Origin of the sequence: Pseudomonas sp. SIMBA_068 (assembly GCF_046534705.1) — a bacterium.
Taxonomy (GTDB): Bacteria; Pseudomonadota; Gammaproteobacteria; order Pseudomonadales; family Pseudomonadaceae; genus Aquipseudomonas; species Aquipseudomonas putida.
This window is the reverse complement of sequence record NZ_JAWRYI010000002.1, coordinates 476582-496422: the sequence shown is the minus strand read 5'-3', so window position 1 is coordinate 496422 and position 19841 is coordinate 476582. Positions and strand designations below refer to the sequence as shown.

Below are 19841 nucleotides of genomic sequence, written 5' to 3'. Positions count from 1 at the left end.
GGCTCCGATGTGGGTGATGCCAAGCCGATTTGGCTCTCTAGCGATTTCGTCCACGCACTAACAAAAGCTCAATCATCTGACTCATCCCGATGAACTCTGGAACTCCGTCATAGCGAAGCCCGTCAATGTAAAACGCTGGGGTGCCATTCACGCCGCTGCGTACACCGCCATTGAAATCGGCTTGTATTTTGGGAATGTAAGTATCCTCTTGCATTGCAAGATCGAATTCCTCCCTGGAAAGGCCGTGTTTGAGAACGATGGCGCGATACAGCGGCAGGCCCAATCGATCCTGATTTTCGTACAATTCGTCGTGGGCCTCCCAGAAGAATCCTCGACTCCCGGCATACTCAGCGGTGACCGCTGCACCCAATGCATGGGGGTGAGCGGTGGTCAGAGGGAAGTTACGGAACACAAACAGCAAGTCATCGCGAAAATGCTGTTGCAGATTCTTGACCATCCAATAAGCTTCACCGCAATAGGGACATTCATAGTCGCCAAATTCGACCAAGGTGACCTTGGCATGCGCACTTCCCTGGCGATGGTCGTTGGCACTTACCGGGACTTTGAGAGTGGCCATCTAATCACCTGTTAATTTTTGGCTGGCGTGTTTTGTGGCGAATTCGCCAAAGCATCCAGCGCATCCAGAATACCGTCCGCACCAGGGTTGATTGCCATCGGGGAGACGTAGCTCCAGGCAACCACCCCGTCCTTGTCAATCACGAACAGCGCACGCTTACAAACCCCGAGCTGGGACTCGTACGCTCCATACTGTCGTGCCACAGCCCCTTTGGGCTCGAAATCGGCCAGCAGGCTGAAGTGAAAATTCCGATCTTTGGCAAAGGCCTGATGACACCAGGCGCTGTCAACCGAGATACCCAGTAGCGCCGCACCGTATTCTCTGAATGTGGGTAGCAACTGGTTGTACAAAGTCAGTTGGTCACCACACACCGAAGTCCAGTCAGCGGGATAAAACGCCAATATCACGGGATTTCCCTTTAGCTCACGCAGCGACAACTGTTGATCAGGGGTTGCGTGAAGAGTGAAGTCGGGCGCGACAGTGCCGGCCGGCAGCGGCCCCTGAACCAGGTCGCCATTGGTTTTTTGTACATCATCGAACTCTAAAGTATTCATAGCTTGAACCTTGATAGATGGGTGGTTGGGACGTGCTCAGTGGGATGCGACGTGCCCGGCGGGATAACTCCATCCACCATCAAGGGGTTCAAAAAAAGACAACGCTGCCTCGATCTCAGCCTGAGCCTGAGTGATTTCGGCAGCGAAACGTTCACGTTCCGCATCAAGGAACACAAGAAGATCCGCCGTGTAATCGCGGAATTGGATTAGGCCAGGTTGGCAGGGGAATGGTCAGATTCGCTCTGGCTCACCAATGACTATAGTCGTTGATGACGCTTACCGTAGTAGCTGAACGATTTTTCGCTACCCTCCAGTGCCAACAACACTCACGCGCTTATCTTGCTGCCATTTCAGGCGGCGTTTTAACACGATGATTTTGGCAGCTATTTCGCCACTTCAGACAAATTTACATCTGCTTTCTGGACGACAACTGCTGCCCCTTACGACAAGCAGAAATCGACCAGAGGCAGACACTGAAACCGCCTTCAGGTCTACAGAATGAAGGTTGATATGGGAAATGCTCTGGACAAACGAGTCGTTGTCATTAGTGCCGGCATCGTGAGCGCTTCGCTGGCGTAACACCTGGCTGATAAAGGCGCGAATATCACCTTGGTTGAGGCTGAAGGTATCGCGTCGGGAGTGTTTGGAGATTCACTCGCATGGAGCAACATCCTATACGGATAACGTGACCCCATTGCAGCACTGCGCGGAGCAGCAGTCAAAGATGCGGCTCGCGCAGCGATGGTGCTGTACCTAACGAATAGTCGAGATCGGTCTTCGGGAAGCTGAGCGGTAGACTTTGCGAATATCGTCACTGACCGCTTTTGGCCGTTAGCTGCCCTCCGCCAAGGGCAGCTATGGGTCGAAAGCGGCCATTCAGGACCGGCCGCTTTCGACCCATACCGGCCTTTAGCGAGGGGGCGTAATCGGCCAGAAGCGGACGGGTCTGCCTCTTAAAGAAAGGGTTTCACCTTAGGCTTGGAGGTCTCTACAAGGGGCAATTCAATCCACATTCGCTCACTGCCTTACCTGTTGGCTGATTGGCAGTTGTACACGAAACGTTGTCCCCACCCCGACCTGGCTCGAAACGGTTATCTCACCACCGTGTTTCTTTACAATACCGTAGGAGAGGGACAGACCTAGTCCGGTGCCTTGTCCTACAGGCTTCGTGGTGAAGAAAGGGTCAAAGATTTTCTGTACGTTTTCCGGTGCTATCCCAGCGCCTGTATCTGTAACCTCGATGCATACCCAGTTGTCGTGTTGGGCAGTGCACAACGTGATGGTTCCACGCTCCGGCCCCATAGCCTGGGCGGCGTTAATCACCAGGTTCAAAATCACCTGATTGATCTGCGACGGCAGGCATTCGATCTCGGGCAACGGCTGGTACCGCTTTACCACATCTGCCTTGAATTTAAGCTCGCTGGCAACGATGTTTAGTGTGGAATCGATGCCCTGCTGCACGTTGGCCCATTGCCACTGCTGGGTGCTGTCAGCACGCGAAAAGTCTTTTAGGTCCTTGACGATCTGCGCCACGCGACCGATTCCGTCCTTGGATTCCTCAATCAGGATGGGAATGTCTTCCCTGAGGAATTCCAGCTCAGTGTGCTCGCGCAGCCTTTGCAAGGCCATGGTGGTTTCGCTTTCGCCCAATAGCTGCTCTGCCTCGCGATAAGCGTCGAGCATCGTCGTTAGTTGCTGAAAGTACCCTTCTAGAGTGCCGAGGTTGGAGGATACATACCCGATCGGATTGTTAATCTCGTGTGCTACGCCAGCTGCCATCTGCCCCAGTGAGGCAAGCTTCTCCGACTGCACCAGCTGGCTTTCAAGTTGCTTACGCTCGTCGATTTCCTGCTGTAAAGCGTCGCTGGCCTGCTTCAGCTCATGGGTGCGCCGCTCAACCCGCTGTTCGAGCTGGTGCATTTGCAAAGAGGCGCGCTGAGTCATTTCCCACTTGGTCAGCAGGGTGTTGGCCATCTGCTGGACCTCAATGTTGTCAAACGGCTTTTTTAGGATTAGCAGGCGGTCGTGGGCCTGTAGCCGGTCGAGCAGTTCCTCCCAAGAATAGTCTGAGTATGCGGTGCACACCACCACTTGCAACTGCGGGTCCGCCTGCCATAGTTGCTCGATGGTCTTAGCTCCGTCCCAGCCATCCGGCATGCGCATGTCGACGAAAGCCAGCGCGTAAGGCTTCTGGGCATGAAGCGCCCGTTTCAACAGGTCAAGACCTTCCTCGCCGCCATAGGCCGAATCGAGTTCGACAACCGGCCGTTCCGGCTTGGGCTGATTACCGAACAGTAACGTCTCCATCTCGTCCAGCTCGGCGGTCTGCGGCCTGACTGGGCTCAGGACTTTGCGAAAGTCCTCATGGATCGATGGCATGTCGTCTATCAGCAGGACTCGGCGATTAGATAAGCTACTCATGCAGGCTCCCGCACCGCGGTTAGCGGGATCCTCAGCGTGAAGAGCGCCCCCAGACCAGGGCCGTCGCTGTGAGCGGTTAGTTGGCCATTCATCTCGATCGCGGCCAGGGCGCAACTGTGCAAGCCGAAGCCATGCCCATCCTTGCGGGTGGTGAAGCCGTGGGCAAATATCTTCTGCAGGTTTTCCGGGGCAATGCCTTCGCCTTCGTCCAGAACGCTCATTTCTAGGAACCCTCCCTCGATGATCCGCGTCCTTAAGGTCATGGTCCTGTGCTCGTTGCCTTGACCGGACATGGCGTACTTGGCGTTACTGATCAGGTTGATCAGTATCAGCAACATTCGATGCCGGTCACCCATCACTTGGGGTAGCTCATCGAAGTCGCGCACCACGTTAACTTGGTGCCGACTCAGCGCCCCGGCGTTCATGCGTAGCGCGTCTTCTATCAGATCGTTGACCGACAGCGGCTCGTGCACACTCTTGGCCCCCGCATAGGATTGCTGGGTGGCCACCACTTCCTTGATGTGGTCCACGCTCTTACTCATCCGGTCTAACTCGGCCACAATTTCGCGCTGCTCATGAGTGATGGCCTCGGTCAGCTGGTTGAGGTAGCCGGGAAGTAATTTGCCCTTGGGGTCTTCGGTAAGAAATTGGCCGAGCTCGCCTGAATGCTCATCGAACATTTGCATTGCCTTGCCCAAGCCTCGGGTCTTGCTGCTGCGCAAGGTTTGAGCAATGAGATTAGAGGAGGTGTTCACGCTGTTAAGCACGTTGCCTACATTGTGCAGCACGTTGGTGGCGATCTCTGCCATGCCAGCGTGGCGCGCGGCATTGAACAGTTCGCTTTGGGCATTCTTGAGCTCCCGAGTGCGATCCTCGACCCGTTGCTCTAGAACTTCATTGGAAGCCTGCAACGCGTTGTTGACCCGCCTCACCTCGGAAAAGCTCCGCACCAGCAGGGCAGCCAGACACACGACCGAGAGCATCAGCAGGCCGGAAAGCCACAACGTGAAGAGGTGATACTTACGATCGTTTTTCTCAACCTGCTGCTGGTCCCGATCCAGCAGGCTGGTGATGGTATCTAATCGTTCGGCGACAGGGATCGTCTCGATGTCCGCGAGCAGGCGGTTGACGATAGGTTGCTCGCGCAGGATCAATGCCACATGACTGCTCAACAGTTTGACCGGCGTCTGAAACTCGCTGGGCAGGTTCTGCACGTTGACAGCCAAATTGCCCAGCCCGAGCTCGATCTCTGCCGCCTTGTCCGCAGACGTAACCTGTGCGAACTCCAGGGCACTGAGCAACAGATCATAAGTGTCGGTGGCGAATGCATGGACCTCCTGCCGGCGCGGGTCGAGAACCTTGTTTAGCTGGGCTTGGATAGCGTCCTCGGCAGCAGGGAGAAACGCAAGGGAGTTTCGCAGTAGAGCATTGTGCGACTTGAATTGCTCGACAAGCCGAGCTTTTTCCCCAAGCGCACCGAGAAAGCCATCGTGGGCATCACGCCATTGTGTAGAGCTGTTGCGCCCTTGCTCAGCTTCTTGGCTGTCGAAGCGTGTCCAAAGTTGCCTCATCTCTTTGAGGGGCGTCACAAGTAGATCGTAGTCATGGGATATGGCTACCCGCGCCTTGAGCATTTCGTTTTCCCACACCGCATCTTGCTGCTTGAGCTGACGAATAAGATCCCGAGATTCATTGTAGGTTTGTGTCTGCTCTGAACCGGAGTTCAGGTAAAGGAACAGCAGCATTGACGATAGCGCCAGGACCAAACCACTGAGTGAAAACAGGCTTCCGCGTCGGGAGATTGCACTCATGGCTGCCCCACATTTTCAGAGGTGAGGGTTTTGAGAAACATCACAATCAGTTCACGGTCTTCGTCGCTGGGTATCCGTCCAAGCTGGTACTGAAACATCACGTCAACCGCGCGCTCCAGAGTAGGAGCCGAGGCATCATGGAAATAGGGCGCGGTCATCGCCACGTTTCGTAGACTCGGAACCTTGAAGACACCTCGATCCGCTTCGGCACCGGTCACGTTGAAACGTCCTAGGTCGGCGTGAGTCGGGTTTCCACGATCGATCGTATAGTCACCGAATACGCCGAATTTTTGGAACATGTTGCCACCGATGTTTACACCTTGATGGCAAGCGATACAGCCATAATCCTTGAAGCGCTGGTAACCGTATTTTTCCTGCAAGGTCAGCGCCTCGGTGTCGCCCTGCAGATAACGATCAAAGCGGGCGCCGGGTGTTAAAAGGGTCCTTTCGTAGGTAGCCAGCGCGTCGAGGATGTTGTCCTTGGTCACGGTATCCTGGTAGGCATCGGCGAAGGCCTGGCGGTAACGGTTTTCGCCGGAGATGCGCTGCACTATCACCTGCCAGTCCCCGCCCATCTCATGGGCACTGGTGATTACTGCATTACCTTGCTCTTCTAGCGACTCAACTCGGCCATCCCAGAACTGGCGGAAATTGAGACTGGCATTGAAGACCGTCGGAGTATTGAGTGACAGTTGCTGGCCATCTACTCCGATCGAAAAGGCATGGCCATCGGCCCCGTATTTATCGAGACGGTGGCAGCTCGCACAGGATAAAGAGCTATTGAGTGACAACTGTGGGTCGTTGAACAATTGGCGTCCCAGTTCAACGCGCGCAGGCGCCAGTATGGGAATCGGCGGCAGGGGTTTGAGCGGTTCGTCCAGAGGTTCGGCCCCTACGGCCGAGCACAGAGCCAACAGCCCCAGCAAGCGCAGGCAACTCCACAAGCGCCCCCTGTAACGCAGATGAGGATGAAGACAGGTATTAAGCTCGACCATCAGGGAGAGTCCTTTTCCCATGGCTGACGAATACGAGAATGCATTGCCATCAGGTTAGATGCCTTCGGCACTTTTTGCCTGTGGTCTGCCGATCTGTGTTCCGATGCGCATGGCAATAAAATGATCTAGCCTTTGCCCAAGCACGCTTCGCTCAGGAACTGACAACGTGCCGCCATCGACCTACGCGCGAGGCCCCACATGGAAGTGCAATCTACCCCGAAAACAGCCACTCGGCCGACTGTGATACTGGTTGATGACGAAGAGCCAATCCTCAACAGTCTGCGTCGACTATTAAGGGGTCAGCCCTATGACGTGGTGTTGGCCACCAGCGGTGAACAGGCGCTGGCGCTGATGACCGAACGGCCGGTAGATCTTGTGATGAGCGATGCGCGTATGCCGGGCATGGACGGTGCAACGTTGCTCGCGCAAGTCCACCAACGCTATCCCGCAGTCGTGAGGATCATGCTTACTGGCTATGCAGACCCTGGCGCGATCATCAAAGCTGTCAATGATGGTCGTATCCACCGTTACATCAGCAAGCCGTGGAACGACGACGAGATGCTACTGACCTTGCGCCAGGCCCTTGAGCATCAACATTCCGAGCGCGAGCGCCAGCGGCTGGAGGTACTCGCGCGAGTGCAGAACGCTCAATTAAAGCTTTTAAACATAAATTTGGAAAAGCGCGTGGCAGCCCGCACCGCCGAATTGCAGCAGACAGCCGACATGCTCGATCTGGCTTACGAAGAACTGAAACACAGCTATGTCACCGGAACTGAAGTATTCTCGATGCTGGCCAACCTGCGGCTGCCGCCGGCTAAGCAGACCAACCGTCAGATCATTGAGCTAGTTCGCTGTTACTGTACGGCGTACGCCTTGGACGAGGCGGCTAGTCGCGACCTGACTATGGCGGCGGCGTTGTACAACATCAGCAAGCTGAGTTGGCCAGACAGCATGATCGTCGCGCCTTCGGACTTGCTTATGCACAGTGACCGCGAGCGCTACCGCGATTATCCACGCCAAAGCGAATCGCTTCTGATGACCCTGGAGCCTATGAAGGATGCGGCGCGGCTGATCCTCCATCACCAAGAGCACTGGGACGGCAGCGGTTTCCCTGACCGCCTCAAAGGTGAAGCCATTCCGTTCGGCGCCCGCCTGCTTAAGCTGGCTGTGGACTTCGTCGAACTGCAGCGTGGACTGATCCTCGAAAGGCAGATGAACAGCGACGAGGCCCTGCTCTACCTTCGCAAGTACAGCGGCCGTCTTTATGAGCCGGCGCTACTTGACGATTTCGTCGACGTCTGCGCGACGTTCCTCAGTGATCTCACCTTGGCGGACCCTGAAGTACGTGTTTGCGCTACCCGCGATCTGGTCCCCGGAATGGTGCTAGCGCGCAATTTGAACGCTGACAACGGCATGTTGCTGCTCAATGCCGGAAAGGTTTTGAGCGCAGCACTGGTGGAAAAGCTAGTAGCTTTCGAATCCATGGAGGGGGGAAAATACTGCATTTTTGTCAGGGCCCCATTGGATGAAGATTTAACGCGTGGGGCGTCAGGCTCAGCTCTGTGCTGAACTGAAGTCGATACGAGGAGCAGCTACTCGCTCATCAGGGGCGCTTATGTTTTCCTGCGTACTTATATGACTGCAATTGGCGATACTGTCCTCGGTGAAGGGCTGCTCTGGGTCGAAAGCAGGAACGCCTGCAACTCCACGTGCAACAGCTACGGATGTTACTAGCTTCTGGTACTGCAGCAGTAGCGTGAGAATCAAGTCTCAGGCCGCGCCGAAAGCGGCCTGTGGGTCTTGCCTGTCTAATACAGGTCAGCCAGTTTCCGCGATTTTGGCCCAGTAAAACCGAGAAGCTCCAAGGCAGTTTTAGACAGCGTCAGCCCCCATCCAGGCGTTCTGCCTACGACGATCCTTCCTGGCTCGTCCCCATCCCATTTACTCGAAATTTCATAACTGAACAGGCCGATAAGGCTGCAGAGGCAGGCGGCTACTCGACGCTGATCATCGACAGCTACTCCCACGAGTGGGTCGGTTCGGGCGGCTGCCTTGAGATCAACGACACGATCGCCAAGCAGCGCTACAAGGGCAACACCTGGTCGGCCTGGAACGAGACGACGCCGCGCCACCGCAAGCTGGTCGACACCATCCTCACCAGCCCGCTGCACATCATCTGCACCATGCGCAATCCCCGACAGCCAGCTGCAGGCCGGCAACCAGCGCCAGCTCTCCCCGCACGAAACACAACCCGAACCTACACCCGCACTGGCGCCTGGGCGCTGGATTGGTGAGAGGTATCAGTACATGGCCTACCTGATCTACAGGGGCCCGCGATGGGCAAGAACTGCAACACCTGCAAATGGCTGGAGTGGGTCGACGGTGAAAGCGAGTCGGACACCGGCTTCACATGCAACAAGCGCCATCAGCAGATGTGGGCCGACGGCCGCGAGCAAGAGCTGCTCGACAACACTTGGAACGGTGAGCGTCGCGGTGAAACCCTCGCCCCCCCCCGACGGCGCAGGGGATCCGCGCAGCCAGCCGTGTACGTGATCAAGTAGTGAATCTGATCCGCCACGGCTTGCTGGACGACGAGAAGTATGCCGAGCTATTCCCCGGATCGGAGGTAGCTCGTCAGACGGCAGAGTCCATTCCTAGCCTGGGGGCTTACACCCAGATGTGGCTGGACAGCCGTGACATTGTCGAAGGCACCCGCAACAACTACAAGAGCGCTTTCAACCTCTACTGGATGCCGTACCTTGGCCTCCGTCGGATCGACATGATCACGCCGACAATGGTTCGCGGTGTTATCTCGCAGATCCAGTGGACATCAGTGGGGGTCAAGCGCAATGCGATTATCAAGCTGGCAAGCGTCTTCAAGACAGCGGTTTTCGACGGACTGATCACTAAAAACCCTACCGCATCGCTCGATAAACCTAGGGTAGTCAAAAAGGTCGTTGACCCATACAGCCGCTCTGAGGCGGAAGCAATAATCTCGCACCTGTATGCGACACTTCGGAAATATTCGCAGATTTATGCCGCATTCTTCGAGTTCTGCTTTTTACCGGGGTACGCCCAGGCGAGGCCATGGTTCTGAAGTGGGAAGATCTTGACCTTGAAGGGCGGTCCGTCACTATTCGACGAATCATCGTGAACCGAGCGCCGCAGGAACGCACCAAGACCAAGCATCACCGGGTAGTGTTGTTGAATGAGCGTGCGCTAAATGCCGTTACGCAGGCCCAGCGGATCGCGAATCTTCGACGCATGGCTTCCAAGTCAGCTAACTCCGAAAGCCCTTTCGTGTTTCAACCGAGCAAAGGTGGGCTGTGGATCAACGAACCAAGTGTTACAATCCGCCAATTCAAATCGGCGCTGAAGGCGCTGAACATCCGTGAACGCCGTCAGTACGACACCCGCCACACCTACGCAACCATGTGCCTGATGTCTGGGATGAACCCCGTGTTTATCGCGAGCCAGCTTGGCCACAGCGTCGAGATGTTGCTCTCTACCTACGCGAAATGGATCAGCTCCTCCTCGGACTGGAGGGAGCTGGAGAAGCTGCCGCCCCGAGTCGAATTGGCCCAAAATTGGCCCAAGACTGACGACAGGGCCTAAATACACCTCTGGAACCCCCGCAGGACAAGCACTTGATTTCTACCGCTAACATCACCATGCAGTTCGGCTCCAAGCCGCTGTTCGAAAACGTTTCCGTAAAATTCAACAACGGCAACCGTTACGGCCTGATCGGCGCTAACGGTTGCGGCAAGTCGACCTTCATGAAGATCCTCGGCGGCGACCTGGAGCCGTCCGGTGGCCAGGTCATGCTCGAGCCGAACACCCGCCTGGGCAAGCTGCGCCAGGACCAGTTCGCCTATGAAGAATTCACCGTGATCGACACCGTGATCATGGGCCACGGCCAGCTGTGGAAGGTCAAGGCCGAGCGCGACCGTATCTACTCGTTGCCGGAAATGACCGAGGAAGACGGCATGGCCGTCGCCGAGCTGGAAACCGAATTCGCCGAAATGGACGGCTACACCGCCGAATCCCGCGCCGGTGAACTGCTGCTCGGCCTGGGTATCCCCCTGGAGCAACACTTCGGCCCGATGAGCGAAGTGGCGCCAGGCTGGAAGCTGCGTGTGCTGCTGGCCCAGGCATTGTTCTCGGACCCGGACGTGCTGCTGCTCGACGAACCGACCAACCACCTGGATATCAACACCATCCGCTGGCTGGAAACGATCCTCACGGCGCGTAACAGCACCATGATCATCATTTCCCACGACCGCCACTTCCTCAACAGCGTCTGCACCCACATGGCCGACCTGGACTACGGCGAGCTGCGCCTGTTCCCGGGCAACTATGACGAGTACATGACTGCGGCTACCCAGTCGCGCGAGCAATTGCTGTCGGACAACGCCAAGAAAAAGGCACAGATCGCAGAGCTGCAGACCTTCGTCAGCCGCTTCTCGGCCAACGCCTCCAAGGCCAAGCAGGCGACTTCCCGCGCCAAGCAGATCGACAAGATCCAGTTGGCCGAGGTCAAGCCTTCCAGCCGTGTCAGCCCGTTCATCCGCTTCGAGCAGACTAAAAAGCTGCACCGCCAGGCGGTAGTCGTCGAGAAGATGGCGAAAGCCTTCGACGACAAGGTGCTGTTCAAGAACTTCGACATTACCGTCGAAGCGGGCGAGCGCGTAGCGATCATCGGCCCCAACGGTATTGGCAAGACTACCCTGCTGCGTACCCTGGTCGGCGAAATGACCCCGGATGCCGGTTCGGTGAAATGGACCGACAGCGCCGAAGTGGGCTACTACGCCCAGGACCACGCTCACGACTTTGAAGACGACCTGAGCCTGTTCGACTGGATGGGCCAGTGGACCTCCGGCGAGCAGGTGATTCGCGGCACCCTGGGGCGCATGCTGTTCTCCAACGACGAGATCCTCAAGTCGGTGAAGGTGATTTCCGGTGGTGAGCAAGGCCGCATGCTGTTCGGCAAGCTGATCCTGCAAAAGCCTAACGTGCTGGTGATGGACGAGCCTACCAACCACCTGGACATGGAATCGATCGAGGCGCTGAACCTGGCGCTGGAAAACTACCCGGGCACCCTGCTGTTCGTCAGCCACGACCGCGAGTTCGTGTCGTCGCTGGCCACCCGCATCATCGAGCTGTCGCCCGATGGCGTGGTGGACTTCAGCGGCACCTACGACGATTACCTGCGCAGCCAGGGCGTACTGGTCTGATTGATGGGTAAGGCCTGGCCATTGTGTATGGCTGGGCCTCTTCGCGGGCTTGCCCCCGAAGATCCCACCGCCAGCCCTACAGCTGACACAACCCGACGAATAATTCGTTAGCCTGCTTTCATTTCCTTCATGTAACAGCCATCATGGAACCACGCCCAACCGCCCGCCCGCGAAAGAGCCCATGACCGCGCAACAACCTGCCCCCGCCAGCAACACGCTGCACATCACTCAGCAGATCCTGTCGATCGTTTTCTACACCTTCATTGCCTTCCTCTGCATCGGCCTGCCGATTGCGGTGCTACCCAGCTACGTGCACGACCAACTGGGCTTTGGTGCAGTGATCGCCGGGGTAACCATTGGCCTGCAATACCTGGCCACCCTGCTCAGCCGCCCGTTTGCCGGGCGCGTTGCAGATACCCTCGGGGGCAAGCAAGCCATCCGTTTCGGCCTGATGGGAATTGCCGGCTGCGGGGTATTGACCCTGTTATCGGCCTGGACCCTGACGCTGCCCCTGCTGAGCCTGGCGCTGCTGCTTGTGGGCCGTTTGCTGCTCGGCATCGCCCAGGGGCTGATCGGTGTGGCCACCTTGAGCTGGGGCATCAGCCAGGTCGGCCCCGAACACACCGCCAGGGTGATCTCATGGAACGGCATCGCCTCCTACGGCGCGATTGCGATTGGCGCGCCCCTGGGAGTGTTGGCCGTGGATGGGCTGGATTTCAGCGTGCTGGGGCCAGCTTTGCTGGTGCTGGCAACCCTTGCCATGCTGGTGTTGCGCAAGCGTCCCGACGTGGTGGTGGTACGCGGCGAACGCCTGCCGTTCTGGTCGGCGTTTGCCCGGGTCGCGCCGTGCGGCCTTGGCCTGACTCTGGCCTCGATCGGCTATGGCACCCTGACCACCTTCGTCACCTTGTACTATCTGGAGCGCGGCTGGGGTGGCGCAGCCTGGTGTTTGAGTGCGTTTGGTGTGTGTTTCATCATTTCGCGGCTGCTGTTCGTCAACGCGGTCAACCGGTTTGGTGGTTATAACGTGGCGGTCGCCTGCATGGCCACTGAAGTGCTCGGCCTGAGCCTGCTGTGGCTCGCGCCTTCGCCGGCCTGGGCTCTGGTTGGCGCAGGGCTTACCGGTTTCGGGCTGTCGCTTGTGTACCCGGCGCTGGGCGTCGAGGCAATCCGGCAGGTCCCCAGCAGCAGCCGCGGCGCGGGGCTGGGGGCCTATGCGGTGTTCTTCGATATGGCCTTGGCTATCGCCGGCCCGGTGATGGGCGCAGTAGCCGTGCACCTGGGCTATTCCTCGATCTTCTGCGTGGCTGCCCTGCTCGCCCTGGCCGGGGTGGGCCTAACGCTGTTGCTGTCGCGGCACGCTCGCCGCAACTGACCGCTCGGCCAGTTGCGGCGTGCCCAGCGCCTGGCTGAAGAACGCCGCCGTTTCACGCTCTAGCGAATGATGGATATGGCGGCGGTCCACGCCCTCGGCATCTTTGCACAGCGCCGGCATCCGCGCGTACTGCTCGGCGTCGCAGTGGGCCATGAACACAAAGTGGCCGGCGCCGGCCAACAGGCGGTAATCGGGGGTGACCGGCAGCTTGCGGGCCAGAGCCTCGGCGTTGCGGTCCACCGCCACCAGTTGGTCGCTATCGCCGCTATAGATCAGGGCTGGCACCTGAACCCCGGCCAAGGCATGGCGCCCGAACAGCAGGCTCAGCGGCGCCATCAGCATCACCGCCCCTACCCGCGGGTCGGCCTGCGGCGCCAGTTCGCTGCGGTCGGCAATCAATATGCCGTGGGTCTTGCAGGCGTCGGCGTCGTTCGGGCGCTCCAGGCAGTACTGGCGCAGGCGGTCCAGGTCCGGGCGCGCACCGGAAAGGATCAACGCGGTTTCGCCACCAGCCGAATAACCGATCACGCCCACCTTGCCGTCGTCCAGATAAGGTCCGACCAATGCATCATCGCGGGCGGCGGTGATTGCGGCGCTGACTTGCAGCGGCCGACCATAAAGGTTGCTCAGGGTGCCCAGACGACTGTGGTCGCGGGCGTTGTCCCCCGGGTGCACTACCGCCACCACCACGAAGCCTCGCCGCGCCAACGCGGTTGCCAGGTAGTGCAGCGCCAATGGGCTGCCGGTATTGCCGTGGGACAGGACCAGTAACGGGAATAGGCCCGTGGCGACGGGTGCCTCTTCAGCCACCTCGACTGGATAGCCGTCTATACGGCTACTACGGGGTTTACCAATAGCCGGGTAGAACGCCAGTGCTTGCATCGGCCGGCTATCGACCGGGTCGGCCAAGGTCATAGGGTGCAGGCCGACAACCCGCGGCGCAGCCTCGGCATGGGCCAGCAGGCCGCCGAGCAGGACCAGCGCCAACAGGCTGCGGGGGATAGTCATCGGCCAGCGGTTCCTTGCAGGGCGAAGAGATAGCCCAGCATAGAGCCGGCCTGGCTTGCGCCGGATGAAAACTGGATGAAACCATCGTCATGCAAGTTGCGCGCGCACCCTATGCATTTGCGCATGGCGTCGAACCCGTGGCATAGATACAGGTCCACGTCTTTACGTGACCGTTTCGCGCCAATGAAGGAGATTCATGCATGAGCAAGCCCGCCTATGTACCCCCCAAGGTCTGGCGCAACGAGGCAGCCTCCGGCGGCCAGTTCGCCAGCATCAACCGCCCGGTTGCCGGCCCGACGCACGACAAGGACCTGCCGCTGGGCAAGCACCCGCTGCAGCTTTATTCCCTGGCAACACCCAATGGCGTCAAGGTCACCATTGCCCTTGAAGAGCTGCTTGCCTTGGGCCATACCGCAGCCGAGTACGATGCCTGGTTGATCCGCATTGGTGAGGGCGACCAGTTTTCCAGCGGCTTCGTCCAGGTCAACCCCAATTCCAAGATCCCTGCCCTGCTCGACCGCAGCGTCGAACCAGCTGTGCGGGTATTCGAATCGGGTTCGATCCTGCTGTACCTGGCCGACAAGTTCGGCGCACTGCTGCCAAAATCGCCCGCTACACGCACCGAGAGCCTGAATTGGCTGTTCTGGCAGATGGGCGCGGCGCCTTACCTGGGCGGTGGCTTCGGTCACTTCTACGTGTACGCCCCGGAAAAATTCGAATACGCGATCAACCGCTTCACCATGGAGGCCAAGCGTCAACTGGACGTGCTCGACCGCCGCCTGGCCGAGAGCCGCTACCTGGGCGGTGATGAGTACAGCATTGCCGATATTGCCGTGTGGCCGTGGTATGGCCAGCTGGTGCGCGGCAACCTGTATGACGCGGCAGAATTCCTGGCGGTGGATGAGTATCCCAACGTACAGCGCTGGGCCGAGGAAATTGCCCTGCGCCCGGCGGTGCAGCGCGGAACTCGGGTAAACCGGACGTGGGGGGATGAGGCCAGCCAGGTGCCCGAGCGGCATACGGCGCAGGACCTGGACTGAGGGTTGGCCGGGGTCGCTGGGCGACCCCGACAATGCCCGCTTGCATAAAACCATTTGCCCCCGCGCAAACCTGCGTCCGCCAAGCCCTTCTTGTACACTCCTCGCACTAGCCCCCACCTGCACAATTTTTTTGGTGAACGCATGATCGAGGTAACCGAGGTTTCCATTGCCGAGCTGCGCGACGCACTCGAGTCGGGCCGCACGACGGCGGTCGAGCTGGTCAAGGCCTACCTGGCGCGCATCGACGCCTACGATGGCGCCGACACCGCCACCGCCCTGAACGCGGTAGTGGTACGCAACCCCGAGGCGCTCAAAGAAGCCGAGGCCTCCGACGCCCGCCGCGCCCAAGGCCAGGTTCTGAGCCCGCTGGATGGCATCCCCTACACCGCCAAGGACAGCTACCTGGTCAAAGGCCTGACCGCCGCTTCCGGCAGCCCTGCCTTCAAGGACCTGGTCGCCCAGCGCGACGCTTTCACCATCGAGCGCCTGCGCGCCGCGGGTGCCGTGTGCCTTGGCAAGACCAACATGCCGCCCATGGCCAACGGTGGCATGCAGCGCGGCGTGTATGGCCGCGCCGAAAGCCCATACAACGCCGATTTCCTGACTGCGCCCTTCGCCTCGGGCTCGTCCAACGGTGCCGGCACCGCCACCGCCGCCAGTTTCAGTGCCTTCGGCCTGGCCGAGGAAACCTGGTCCAGCGGCCGTGGCCCGGCGTCCAACAATGGCTTGTGCGCCTACACCCCATCGCGCGGCGTGATTTCGGTGCGCGGCAACTGGCCGCTGACCCCGACCATGGACGTGGTGGTGCCTTACGCCCGCACCATGGCCGACCTGCTGGAAATCCTCGACGTGGTGGTCGCCGATGACGCTGACAAGCGCGGCGACCTGTGGCGCCTGCAGCCCTGGGTGCCGATCCCGGCGGCATCGACTGTGCGCCCTGCCTGTTACCTGGACCTGGCAGTGGATGCCAGCGCACTCAAGGGCAAACGCTTTGGCGTACCGCGCATGTACATCAATGCCGATGCCGAAGCAGGCACCTCCGAAAAACCAGGCATCGGTGGCCCGACCGGCCAACGCATCAACACCCGCGCTACTGTAATCGACTTGTGGCAACAGGCACGCCAGGCCCTGGAAGCGGCCGGTGCCGAAGTGCTGGAAGTGGATTTTCCGCTGGTGTCCAACTGCGAGGGCGACCGCCCGGGCGCGCCGACAGTTTACAACCGCGGCATCGTCAGCAAGGAGTTCCTGCATGATGAGCTGTGGGAGCTGTCGGGCTGGGCGTTTGACGACTTCCTGCAAGCCAACGGCGACCCCAAGCTCAACCGCTTGGCCGATGTCGATGGCCCACAGATCTTCCCGCACGACCCGGGCACCCTGCCCAACCGTGAGGACGACCTGGCCGCCGGCATGGATGAGTACGTCAACATGGCCAAGCGCGGCCTGAAGACCTGGGACCAGATCGAGACTGTGCCTGACGGCCTGCGCGGCCTGGAGCACACCCGCAAACTGGACCTGGAAGACTGGATGGACAACCTGGGCCTGGACGCGGTGCTGTTCCCGACAGTGGCCGATGTGGGCCCGGCCGATGCCGACGTCAACCCGGCATCGGCGGACATCGCCTGGAGCAACGGTATCTGGGTGGCCAACGGCAACCTGGCGATCCGACACCTGGGTGTACCGACCGTCACCGTGCCAATGGGCGTGATGGCCGACATCGGCATGCCGGTGGGGCTGACCTTTGCCGGGCGTGCCTATAGCGACAATGCGCTGTTGAGCTTTGGTGCCGCCTTTGAGGCGACCGGCTCGCGCCGGATGATTCCGCCGCGCACCCCGGCGCTGGGCTGAGTTTGTGGGAGCTGGCTTGCCGGCGATAGGGCCAGCAGAACCACCGCAGATCGCTTAATTCAACTTAATGTGTAAAACTACACAAAATGTTGATTTTGCGATCTGCCATGCCTATCACCCCCAGCGAAGAACGCCACCTCACCCTCACGGTGCTCAAGGCCACCATCCAGGCCTTGGGCAGCGTTGCCGCACGCAACATGGAAATCCTTCTGCACGACCTGGACCACACGGAGCATTCCGTGGTGGCGATCGTCAACGGTCACCTCTCCGGCCGCAGCGTCGGCAGCCCGATCCTCGCCGCCCCAGAGCAGGACCAAGGCTTCAAGGCACTGATGCAGGCCTCAGCCGACCAGCACGGCAGCGAGCCGGTGGTACTGCCCGACTACCCCACCACGCTCAAGGGCCGCACCCTGCGCAGCGCCACCGCGATCTTTCGCGACAGCACCGGCCATCCCTTCGCCAGCCTCTGCGTCAACACCGACGTCACCGGCCTGGACGCCGCCATGAACTTTCTCCAGCAGTTCCAACCGCTGGGGGCCACGCCTGCCGTCAACGAACCCGCCGACATGGAACTGCTGATGAGCGAGATCATCCAGGCTTCCCTGCAACGCAGCGGCCAAGGGCGGATGAACAAACAGGCCAAGGTTGAAGCCGTGCGGGTCATGCAGGAGCGCGGCCTGTTCATCGTCAAGGGCGGCGTGGAAAAGGCCGCCAGTGCCCTCGGCGTAACCCGCTACACCATTTACAACTACCTTGAACAACTACGCGGAACCAGCCAATGACCTTGCATGTCCACACCCCCCTGATTGAATCCCGCTCCATGTCGTTGGCCGCGGGCCGAAACATCTGGCTCAAGCTCGATGCCCTGCAACCTTGCGGCTCGTTCAAACTGCGCGGGGTGGGCCACGCCTGCGAAGTGCATCAGGCCCGTGGCGCCCGGCAGTTCATCTCATCGTCGGGCGGCAACGCCGGCCTGGCGGTTGCCTATGCAGGGCGCAAACTGGGTGTACCGGTGACCGTGGTAGTCCCCGAGACCACCACCGAGCGGGCCAAGGAGTTGCTGCGCCTGGAAGACGCCAACGTGGTGGTGCATGGCAGCTCCTGGCAAGAGGCCAACGCCCTGGCGCAGACCTTGGTGGGGCCGAATGATGCGTTCATCCACCCGTTCGACGACCCGCTGCTGTGGGCCGGGCATGCCAGCCTGATCGATGAAGTCGCCGAAGCAGGCGTGAAACCGGACGCCGTGGTGCTGTCGGTGGGCGGTGGCGGCTTGCTCAGCGGCGTGGTCCAGGGGCTGCAGCGCAATGGCTGGGGTGATGTCCCGGTGCTGGCGGTGGAAACCCACGGCGCCGCGTCGCTGCATGCGGCCATGCAGGCGGGGCATTCGGTCGAGCTAGAGCGCATCGCCTCGGTGGCGACCTCGCTGGGGGCAAAGCGGGTAGCCGATCAGGCGCTGGCCTGCGCGCAGCAACACCCGGTGCACAGCCACCTGGTCAGCGATCGTGCAGCGCTGGAAGCCTGTGAGCGGTTCCTGCTGGACCATCGCGTGCTGGTCGAGCCAGCGTGTGGAGCGGCGCTGGCATTGGCGTATGCGCCGGGCGCCTTGGCGCAATACCAGAACGTGCTGGTGGTGGTTTGTGGTGGCGCTACGGCAACGCTTGAGCAAATTCGGGCGTGGCTGCAGCAAGCCGATTGAGGCTGCCACTTGTCGGTGGTGATTACGTTAGTCACATGCGCCTGTTCTACTGAGCCCGCCGCAACCGGAAAAATGCCCTCGCAACGGCGTCAACCCTGACGAAATGCGTATCGCACCCTTTCGGTCTGCGGCAAGTGAAGGCACAATGCGTGTCCTTTTTTTGGCCGGCCTGGCCGGGGGCCTTTAAATGATCAAGACGCCGTATTACCTCATCGATAAAACCAAGCTGCTCAGCAACATGGAGAAGATCGCCTACGTGCGTGAACACTCCGGTGCCAAGGCGCTGCTTGCCCTCAAGTGCTTCGCCACCTGGTCGGTCTTCGACTTGATGCAGCAGTACATGGACGGCACCACCTCGTCCTCACTCTTCGAGCTCAAGCTCGGCCGCCAGAAGTTCGCCGGCGAGACCCACGCCTACAGCGTGGCCTGGGCCGACGACGAGGTCGAGGAAATGCTCGAGAACTGCGACAAGATCATCTTCAACTCGATCGGCCAGCTGCAGCGCTTTGCCGAACAGTCCGAAGGCAAGGTGCGCGGCCTGCGCGTCAACCCGCAGGTCAGCAGCTCTGACTACCTGCTGGCCGACCCGGCACGTCCGTTCAGCCGCCTGGGCGAATGGGACCCTGCGAAGATCGAGCAGGTGATCGAACAGATCTCCGGCTTCATGTTCCACAACAACTGCGAGAACGGCGACTTCGGCCTGTTCGACAAGATGCTCACGCACATCGAAGAGCGCTTCGGTCACCTGCTGCACAAGGTCGAGTGGGTCAGCCTCGGTGGCGGCATCCACTTCACCGGTGAAGACTATGCGGTAGACGCCTTCTGCGCGCGCCTCAAAGCCTTCTCGGAGAAGTACGGCGTGCAGGTGTACCTGGAGCCGGGCGAAGCGGCCATCACCAACAGCGCCTCGCTGGAAGTGACCGTGCTCGACACCCTGTACAACGGCAAGCACCTGGCCGTGGTCGACAGCTCGATCGAAGCGCACCTGCTCGACCTGCTGATCTACCGCCTCAACGCCAAGATGGCCCCCAACGACGGCGAGCACACCTATATGGTCTGCGGCAAGTCGTGCCTGGCCGGTGACATTTTCGGCGAGTACCAATTCGATCGCCCGTTGGCCATTGGCGATCGCCTGTCGTTCATCGACACGGCGGGTTACACCATGGTCAAGAAAAACTGGTTCAACGGTCTGAAGATGCCATCCATCGTGGTCAAGCAACTTGACGGCAGCGTTGAAGTCGTCCGCGAGTTCGGTTTCGAAGACTACGTTTCCAGCCTGTCGTAA

17 protein-coding genes and 3 pseudogenes are annotated in these 19841 nt (G+C 59.8%); 14 read left to right on the top strand and 6 right to left on the bottom strand.

What is annotated here, in order from left to right; all coding sequences use genetic code 11:
* Window positions 1-37: 37 nt before the first annotated feature.
* Together SB756_RS08505 and SB756_RS08500 are read right to left on the bottom strand one after the other, a co-directional pair.
* Entirely contained in the window at window positions 38-577 is a 540-nt protein-coding gene (locus SB756_RS08505; RefSeq protein ID WP_070086726.1) for a DsbA family protein, read from the bottom strand.
* A gap of 11 nt (window positions 578-588) precedes the next feature.
* The gene (locus tag SB756_RS08500; protein WP_410910652.1) at window positions 589-1131 is read right to left on the bottom strand and encodes a redoxin domain-containing protein; all 543 of its coding nucleotides are present in this window, start codon (window positions 1129-1131) and stop codon (window positions 589-591) included.
* A gap of 510 nt (window positions 1132-1641) precedes the next feature.
* On the opposite strand from SB756_RS08500, the pseudogene SB756_RS08495 reads away from it, so the two are divergent.
* Window positions 1642-1812 (top strand): annotated as a pseudogene (locus tag SB756_RS08495) (FAD-binding oxidoreductase); the annotation flags it as partial.
* Between the two features lie 336 nt (window positions 1813-2148).
* Here SB756_RS08495 and SB756_RS08490 read toward each other — a convergent pair.
* From SB756_RS08490 to SB756_RS08480, 3 genes are read right to left on the bottom strand one after another with little or no spacing between them, the layout of a single operon-like run.
* The gene (locus tag SB756_RS08490) at window positions 2149-3552 is read right to left on the bottom strand and encodes an ATP-binding protein (RefSeq protein ID WP_410910651.1); all 1404 of its coding nucleotides are present in this window, start codon (window positions 3550-3552) and stop codon (window positions 2149-2151) included.
* Complete coding sequence (locus tag SB756_RS08485; RefSeq protein WP_341795715.1) at window positions 3549-5363, bottom strand: DAHL domain-containing protein; 1815 nt, start codon at window positions 5361-5363, stop codon at window positions 3549-3551. The genes SB756_RS08490 and SB756_RS08485 overlap by 4 nt, the downstream gene beginning before the upstream one ends.
* A complete protein-coding gene (locus SB756_RS08480) occupies window positions 5360-6358 on the bottom strand; it encodes a cytochrome-c peroxidase (protein WP_410910650.1) in 999 nt (332 codons plus the stop codon). Before SB756_RS08480 ends, SB756_RS08485 begins: the two co-directional genes overlap by 4 nt.
* Window positions 6359-6556: 198 nt before the next feature.
* On the opposite strand from SB756_RS08480, the gene SB756_RS08475 reads away from it, so the two are divergent.
* From SB756_RS08475 to SB756_RS08440, 8 genes and pseudogenes are all read left to right on the top strand, one after another.
* Window positions 6557-7927, top strand: a complete 1371-nt coding sequence (locus SB756_RS08475) for an HD domain-containing phosphohydrolase (RefSeq protein WP_341795717.1) — start codon at window positions 6557-6559, stop codon at window positions 7925-7927.
* Between the two features lie 224 nt (window positions 7928-8151).
* A pseudogene (locus SB756_RS08470) lies at window positions 8152-8487 on the top strand (hypothetical protein); the annotation flags it as partial.
* Window positions 8411-8662, top strand: a pseudogene (locus tag SB756_RS08465) (hypothetical protein); the annotation flags it as partial. The pseudogenes SB756_RS08470 and SB756_RS08465, both read left to right, overlap by 77 nt.
* Before the next feature lie 32 nt (window positions 8663-8694).
* Window positions 8695-8919 carry a hypothetical protein gene (locus tag SB756_RS08460; RefSeq protein WP_341795718.1) on the top strand — a complete coding sequence of 75 codons (225 nt, stop codon included), beginning with the start codon at window positions 8695-8697 and terminating at the stop codon, window positions 8917-8919.
* Window positions 8919-9455, top strand: a complete 537-nt coding sequence (locus SB756_RS08455) for a phage integrase central domain-containing protein (RefSeq protein ID WP_410910649.1) — start codon at window positions 8919-8921, stop codon at window positions 9453-9455. Before SB756_RS08460 ends, SB756_RS08455 begins: the two co-directional genes overlap by 1 nt.
* Window positions 9446-9973 (top strand): tyrosine-type recombinase/integrase, encoded by a 528-nt coding sequence (locus SB756_RS08450; RefSeq protein WP_410910648.1) that lies wholly within the window; start codon window positions 9446-9448, stop codon window positions 9971-9973. The genes SB756_RS08455 and SB756_RS08450 overlap by 10 nt, the downstream gene beginning before the upstream one ends.
* Window positions 9974-10005: 32 nt before the next feature.
* Complete coding sequence (locus tag SB756_RS08445) at window positions 10006-11592, top strand: ABC-F family ATPase (RefSeq protein WP_012272468.1); 1587 nt, start codon at window positions 10006-10008, stop codon at window positions 11590-11592.
* Window positions 11593-11704: 112 nt separating this feature from the next.
* Entirely contained in the window at window positions 11705-12967 is a 1263-nt protein-coding gene (locus tag SB756_RS08440) for an MFS transporter (RefSeq protein ID WP_410910710.1), read from the top strand.
* On the opposite strand, the gene SB756_RS08435 is transcribed toward SB756_RS08440, so the two are convergent.
* Complete coding sequence (locus tag SB756_RS08435) at window positions 12929-13975, bottom strand: alpha/beta hydrolase family protein (RefSeq protein ID WP_410910647.1); 1047 nt, start codon at window positions 13973-13975, stop codon at window positions 12929-12931. The genes SB756_RS08440 and SB756_RS08435 overlap by 39 nt on opposite strands.
* A gap of 200 nt (window positions 13976-14175) precedes the next feature.
* On the opposite strand from SB756_RS08435, the gene yghU reads away from it, so the two are divergent.
* From yghU to nspC, 5 genes are all read left to right on the top strand, one after another.
* On the top strand, window positions 14176-15015 hold the full coding sequence (yghU, locus tag SB756_RS08430; RefSeq protein ID WP_174370745.1) for a glutathione-dependent disulfide-bond oxidoreductase: 840 nt from the start codon (window positions 14176-14178) through the stop codon (window positions 15013-15015).
* Window positions 15016-15156: 141 nt separating this feature from the next.
* Window positions 15157-16860 carry an amidase gene (locus tag SB756_RS08425; protein ID WP_341795723.1) on the top strand — a complete coding sequence of 568 codons (1704 nt, stop codon included), beginning with the start codon at window positions 15157-15159 and terminating at the stop codon, window positions 16858-16860.
* Between the two features lie 107 nt (window positions 16861-16967).
* Entirely contained in the window at window positions 16968-17642 is a 675-nt protein-coding gene (locus SB756_RS08420; protein ID WP_410910646.1) for a transcriptional regulator, read from the top strand.
* Entirely contained in the window at window positions 17639-18556 is a 918-nt protein-coding gene (locus SB756_RS08415; RefSeq protein ID WP_341795725.1) for a pyridoxal-phosphate dependent enzyme, read from the top strand. The genes SB756_RS08420 and SB756_RS08415 overlap by 4 nt, the downstream gene beginning before the upstream one ends.
* A 187-nt stretch (window positions 18557-18743) precedes the next feature.
* Window positions 18744-19841, top strand: coding sequence for a carboxynorspermidine decarboxylase (gene nspC / locus SB756_RS08410; RefSeq protein WP_003248125.1), 1098 nt, complete (start codon window positions 18744-18746; stop codon window positions 19839-19841).

What these genes read in the sequence shown, in the direction of transcription:
- SB756_RS08505 (WP_070086726.1), bottom strand. Translation starts at nt 577, where the DNA reads ATGGCCACTCTCAAAGTCCCGGTAAGTGCCAACGACCATCGCCAGGGA.
- SB756_RS08500 (WP_410910652.1), bottom strand. Translation starts at nt 1,131, where the DNA reads ATGAATACTTTAGAGTTCGATGATGTACAAAAAACCAATGGCGACCTG.
- SB756_RS08490 (WP_410910651.1), bottom strand. Translation starts at nt 3,552, where the DNA reads ATGAGTAGCTTATCTAATCGCCGAGTCCTGCTGATAGACGACATGCCA.
- SB756_RS08485 (WP_341795715.1), bottom strand. Translation starts at nt 5,363, where the DNA reads ATGAGTGCAATCTCCCGACGCGGAAGCCTGTTTTCACTCAGTGGTTTG.
- SB756_RS08480 (WP_410910650.1), bottom strand. Translation starts at nt 6,358, where the DNA reads ATGGTCGAGCTTAATACCTGTCTTCATCCTCATCTGCGTTACAGGGGG.
- SB756_RS08475 (WP_341795717.1), top strand. Translation starts at nt 6,557, where the DNA reads ATGGAAGTGCAATCTACCCCGAAAACAGCCACTCGGCCGACTGTGATA.
- SB756_RS08460 (WP_341795718.1), top strand. Translation starts at nt 8,695, where the DNA reads ATGGGCAAGAACTGCAACACCTGCAAATGGCTGGAGTGGGTCGACGGT.
- SB756_RS08450 (WP_410910648.1), top strand. Translation starts at nt 9,446, where the DNA reads ATGGTTCTGAAGTGGGAAGATCTTGACCTTGAAGGGCGGTCCGTCACT.
- SB756_RS08435 (WP_410910647.1), bottom strand. Translation starts at nt 13,975, where the DNA reads ATGACTATCCCCCGCAGCCTGTTGGCGCTGGTCCTGCTCGGCGGCCTG.
- yghU (WP_174370745.1), top strand. Translation starts at nt 14,176, where the DNA reads ATGAGCAAGCCCGCCTATGTACCCCCCAAGGTCTGGCGCAACGAGGCA.
- SB756_RS08425 (WP_341795723.1), top strand. Translation starts at nt 15,157, where the DNA reads ATGATCGAGGTAACCGAGGTTTCCATTGCCGAGCTGCGCGACGCACTC.
- SB756_RS08420 (WP_410910646.1), top strand. Translation starts at nt 16,968, where the DNA reads ATGCCTATCACCCCCAGCGAAGAACGCCACCTCACCCTCACGGTGCTC.
- SB756_RS08415 (WP_341795725.1), top strand. Translation starts at nt 17,639, where the DNA reads ATGACCTTGCATGTCCACACCCCCCTGATTGAATCCCGCTCCATGTCG.
- nspC (WP_003248125.1), top strand. Translation starts at nt 18,744, where the DNA reads ATGATCAAGACGCCGTATTACCTCATCGATAAAACCAAGCTGCTCAGC.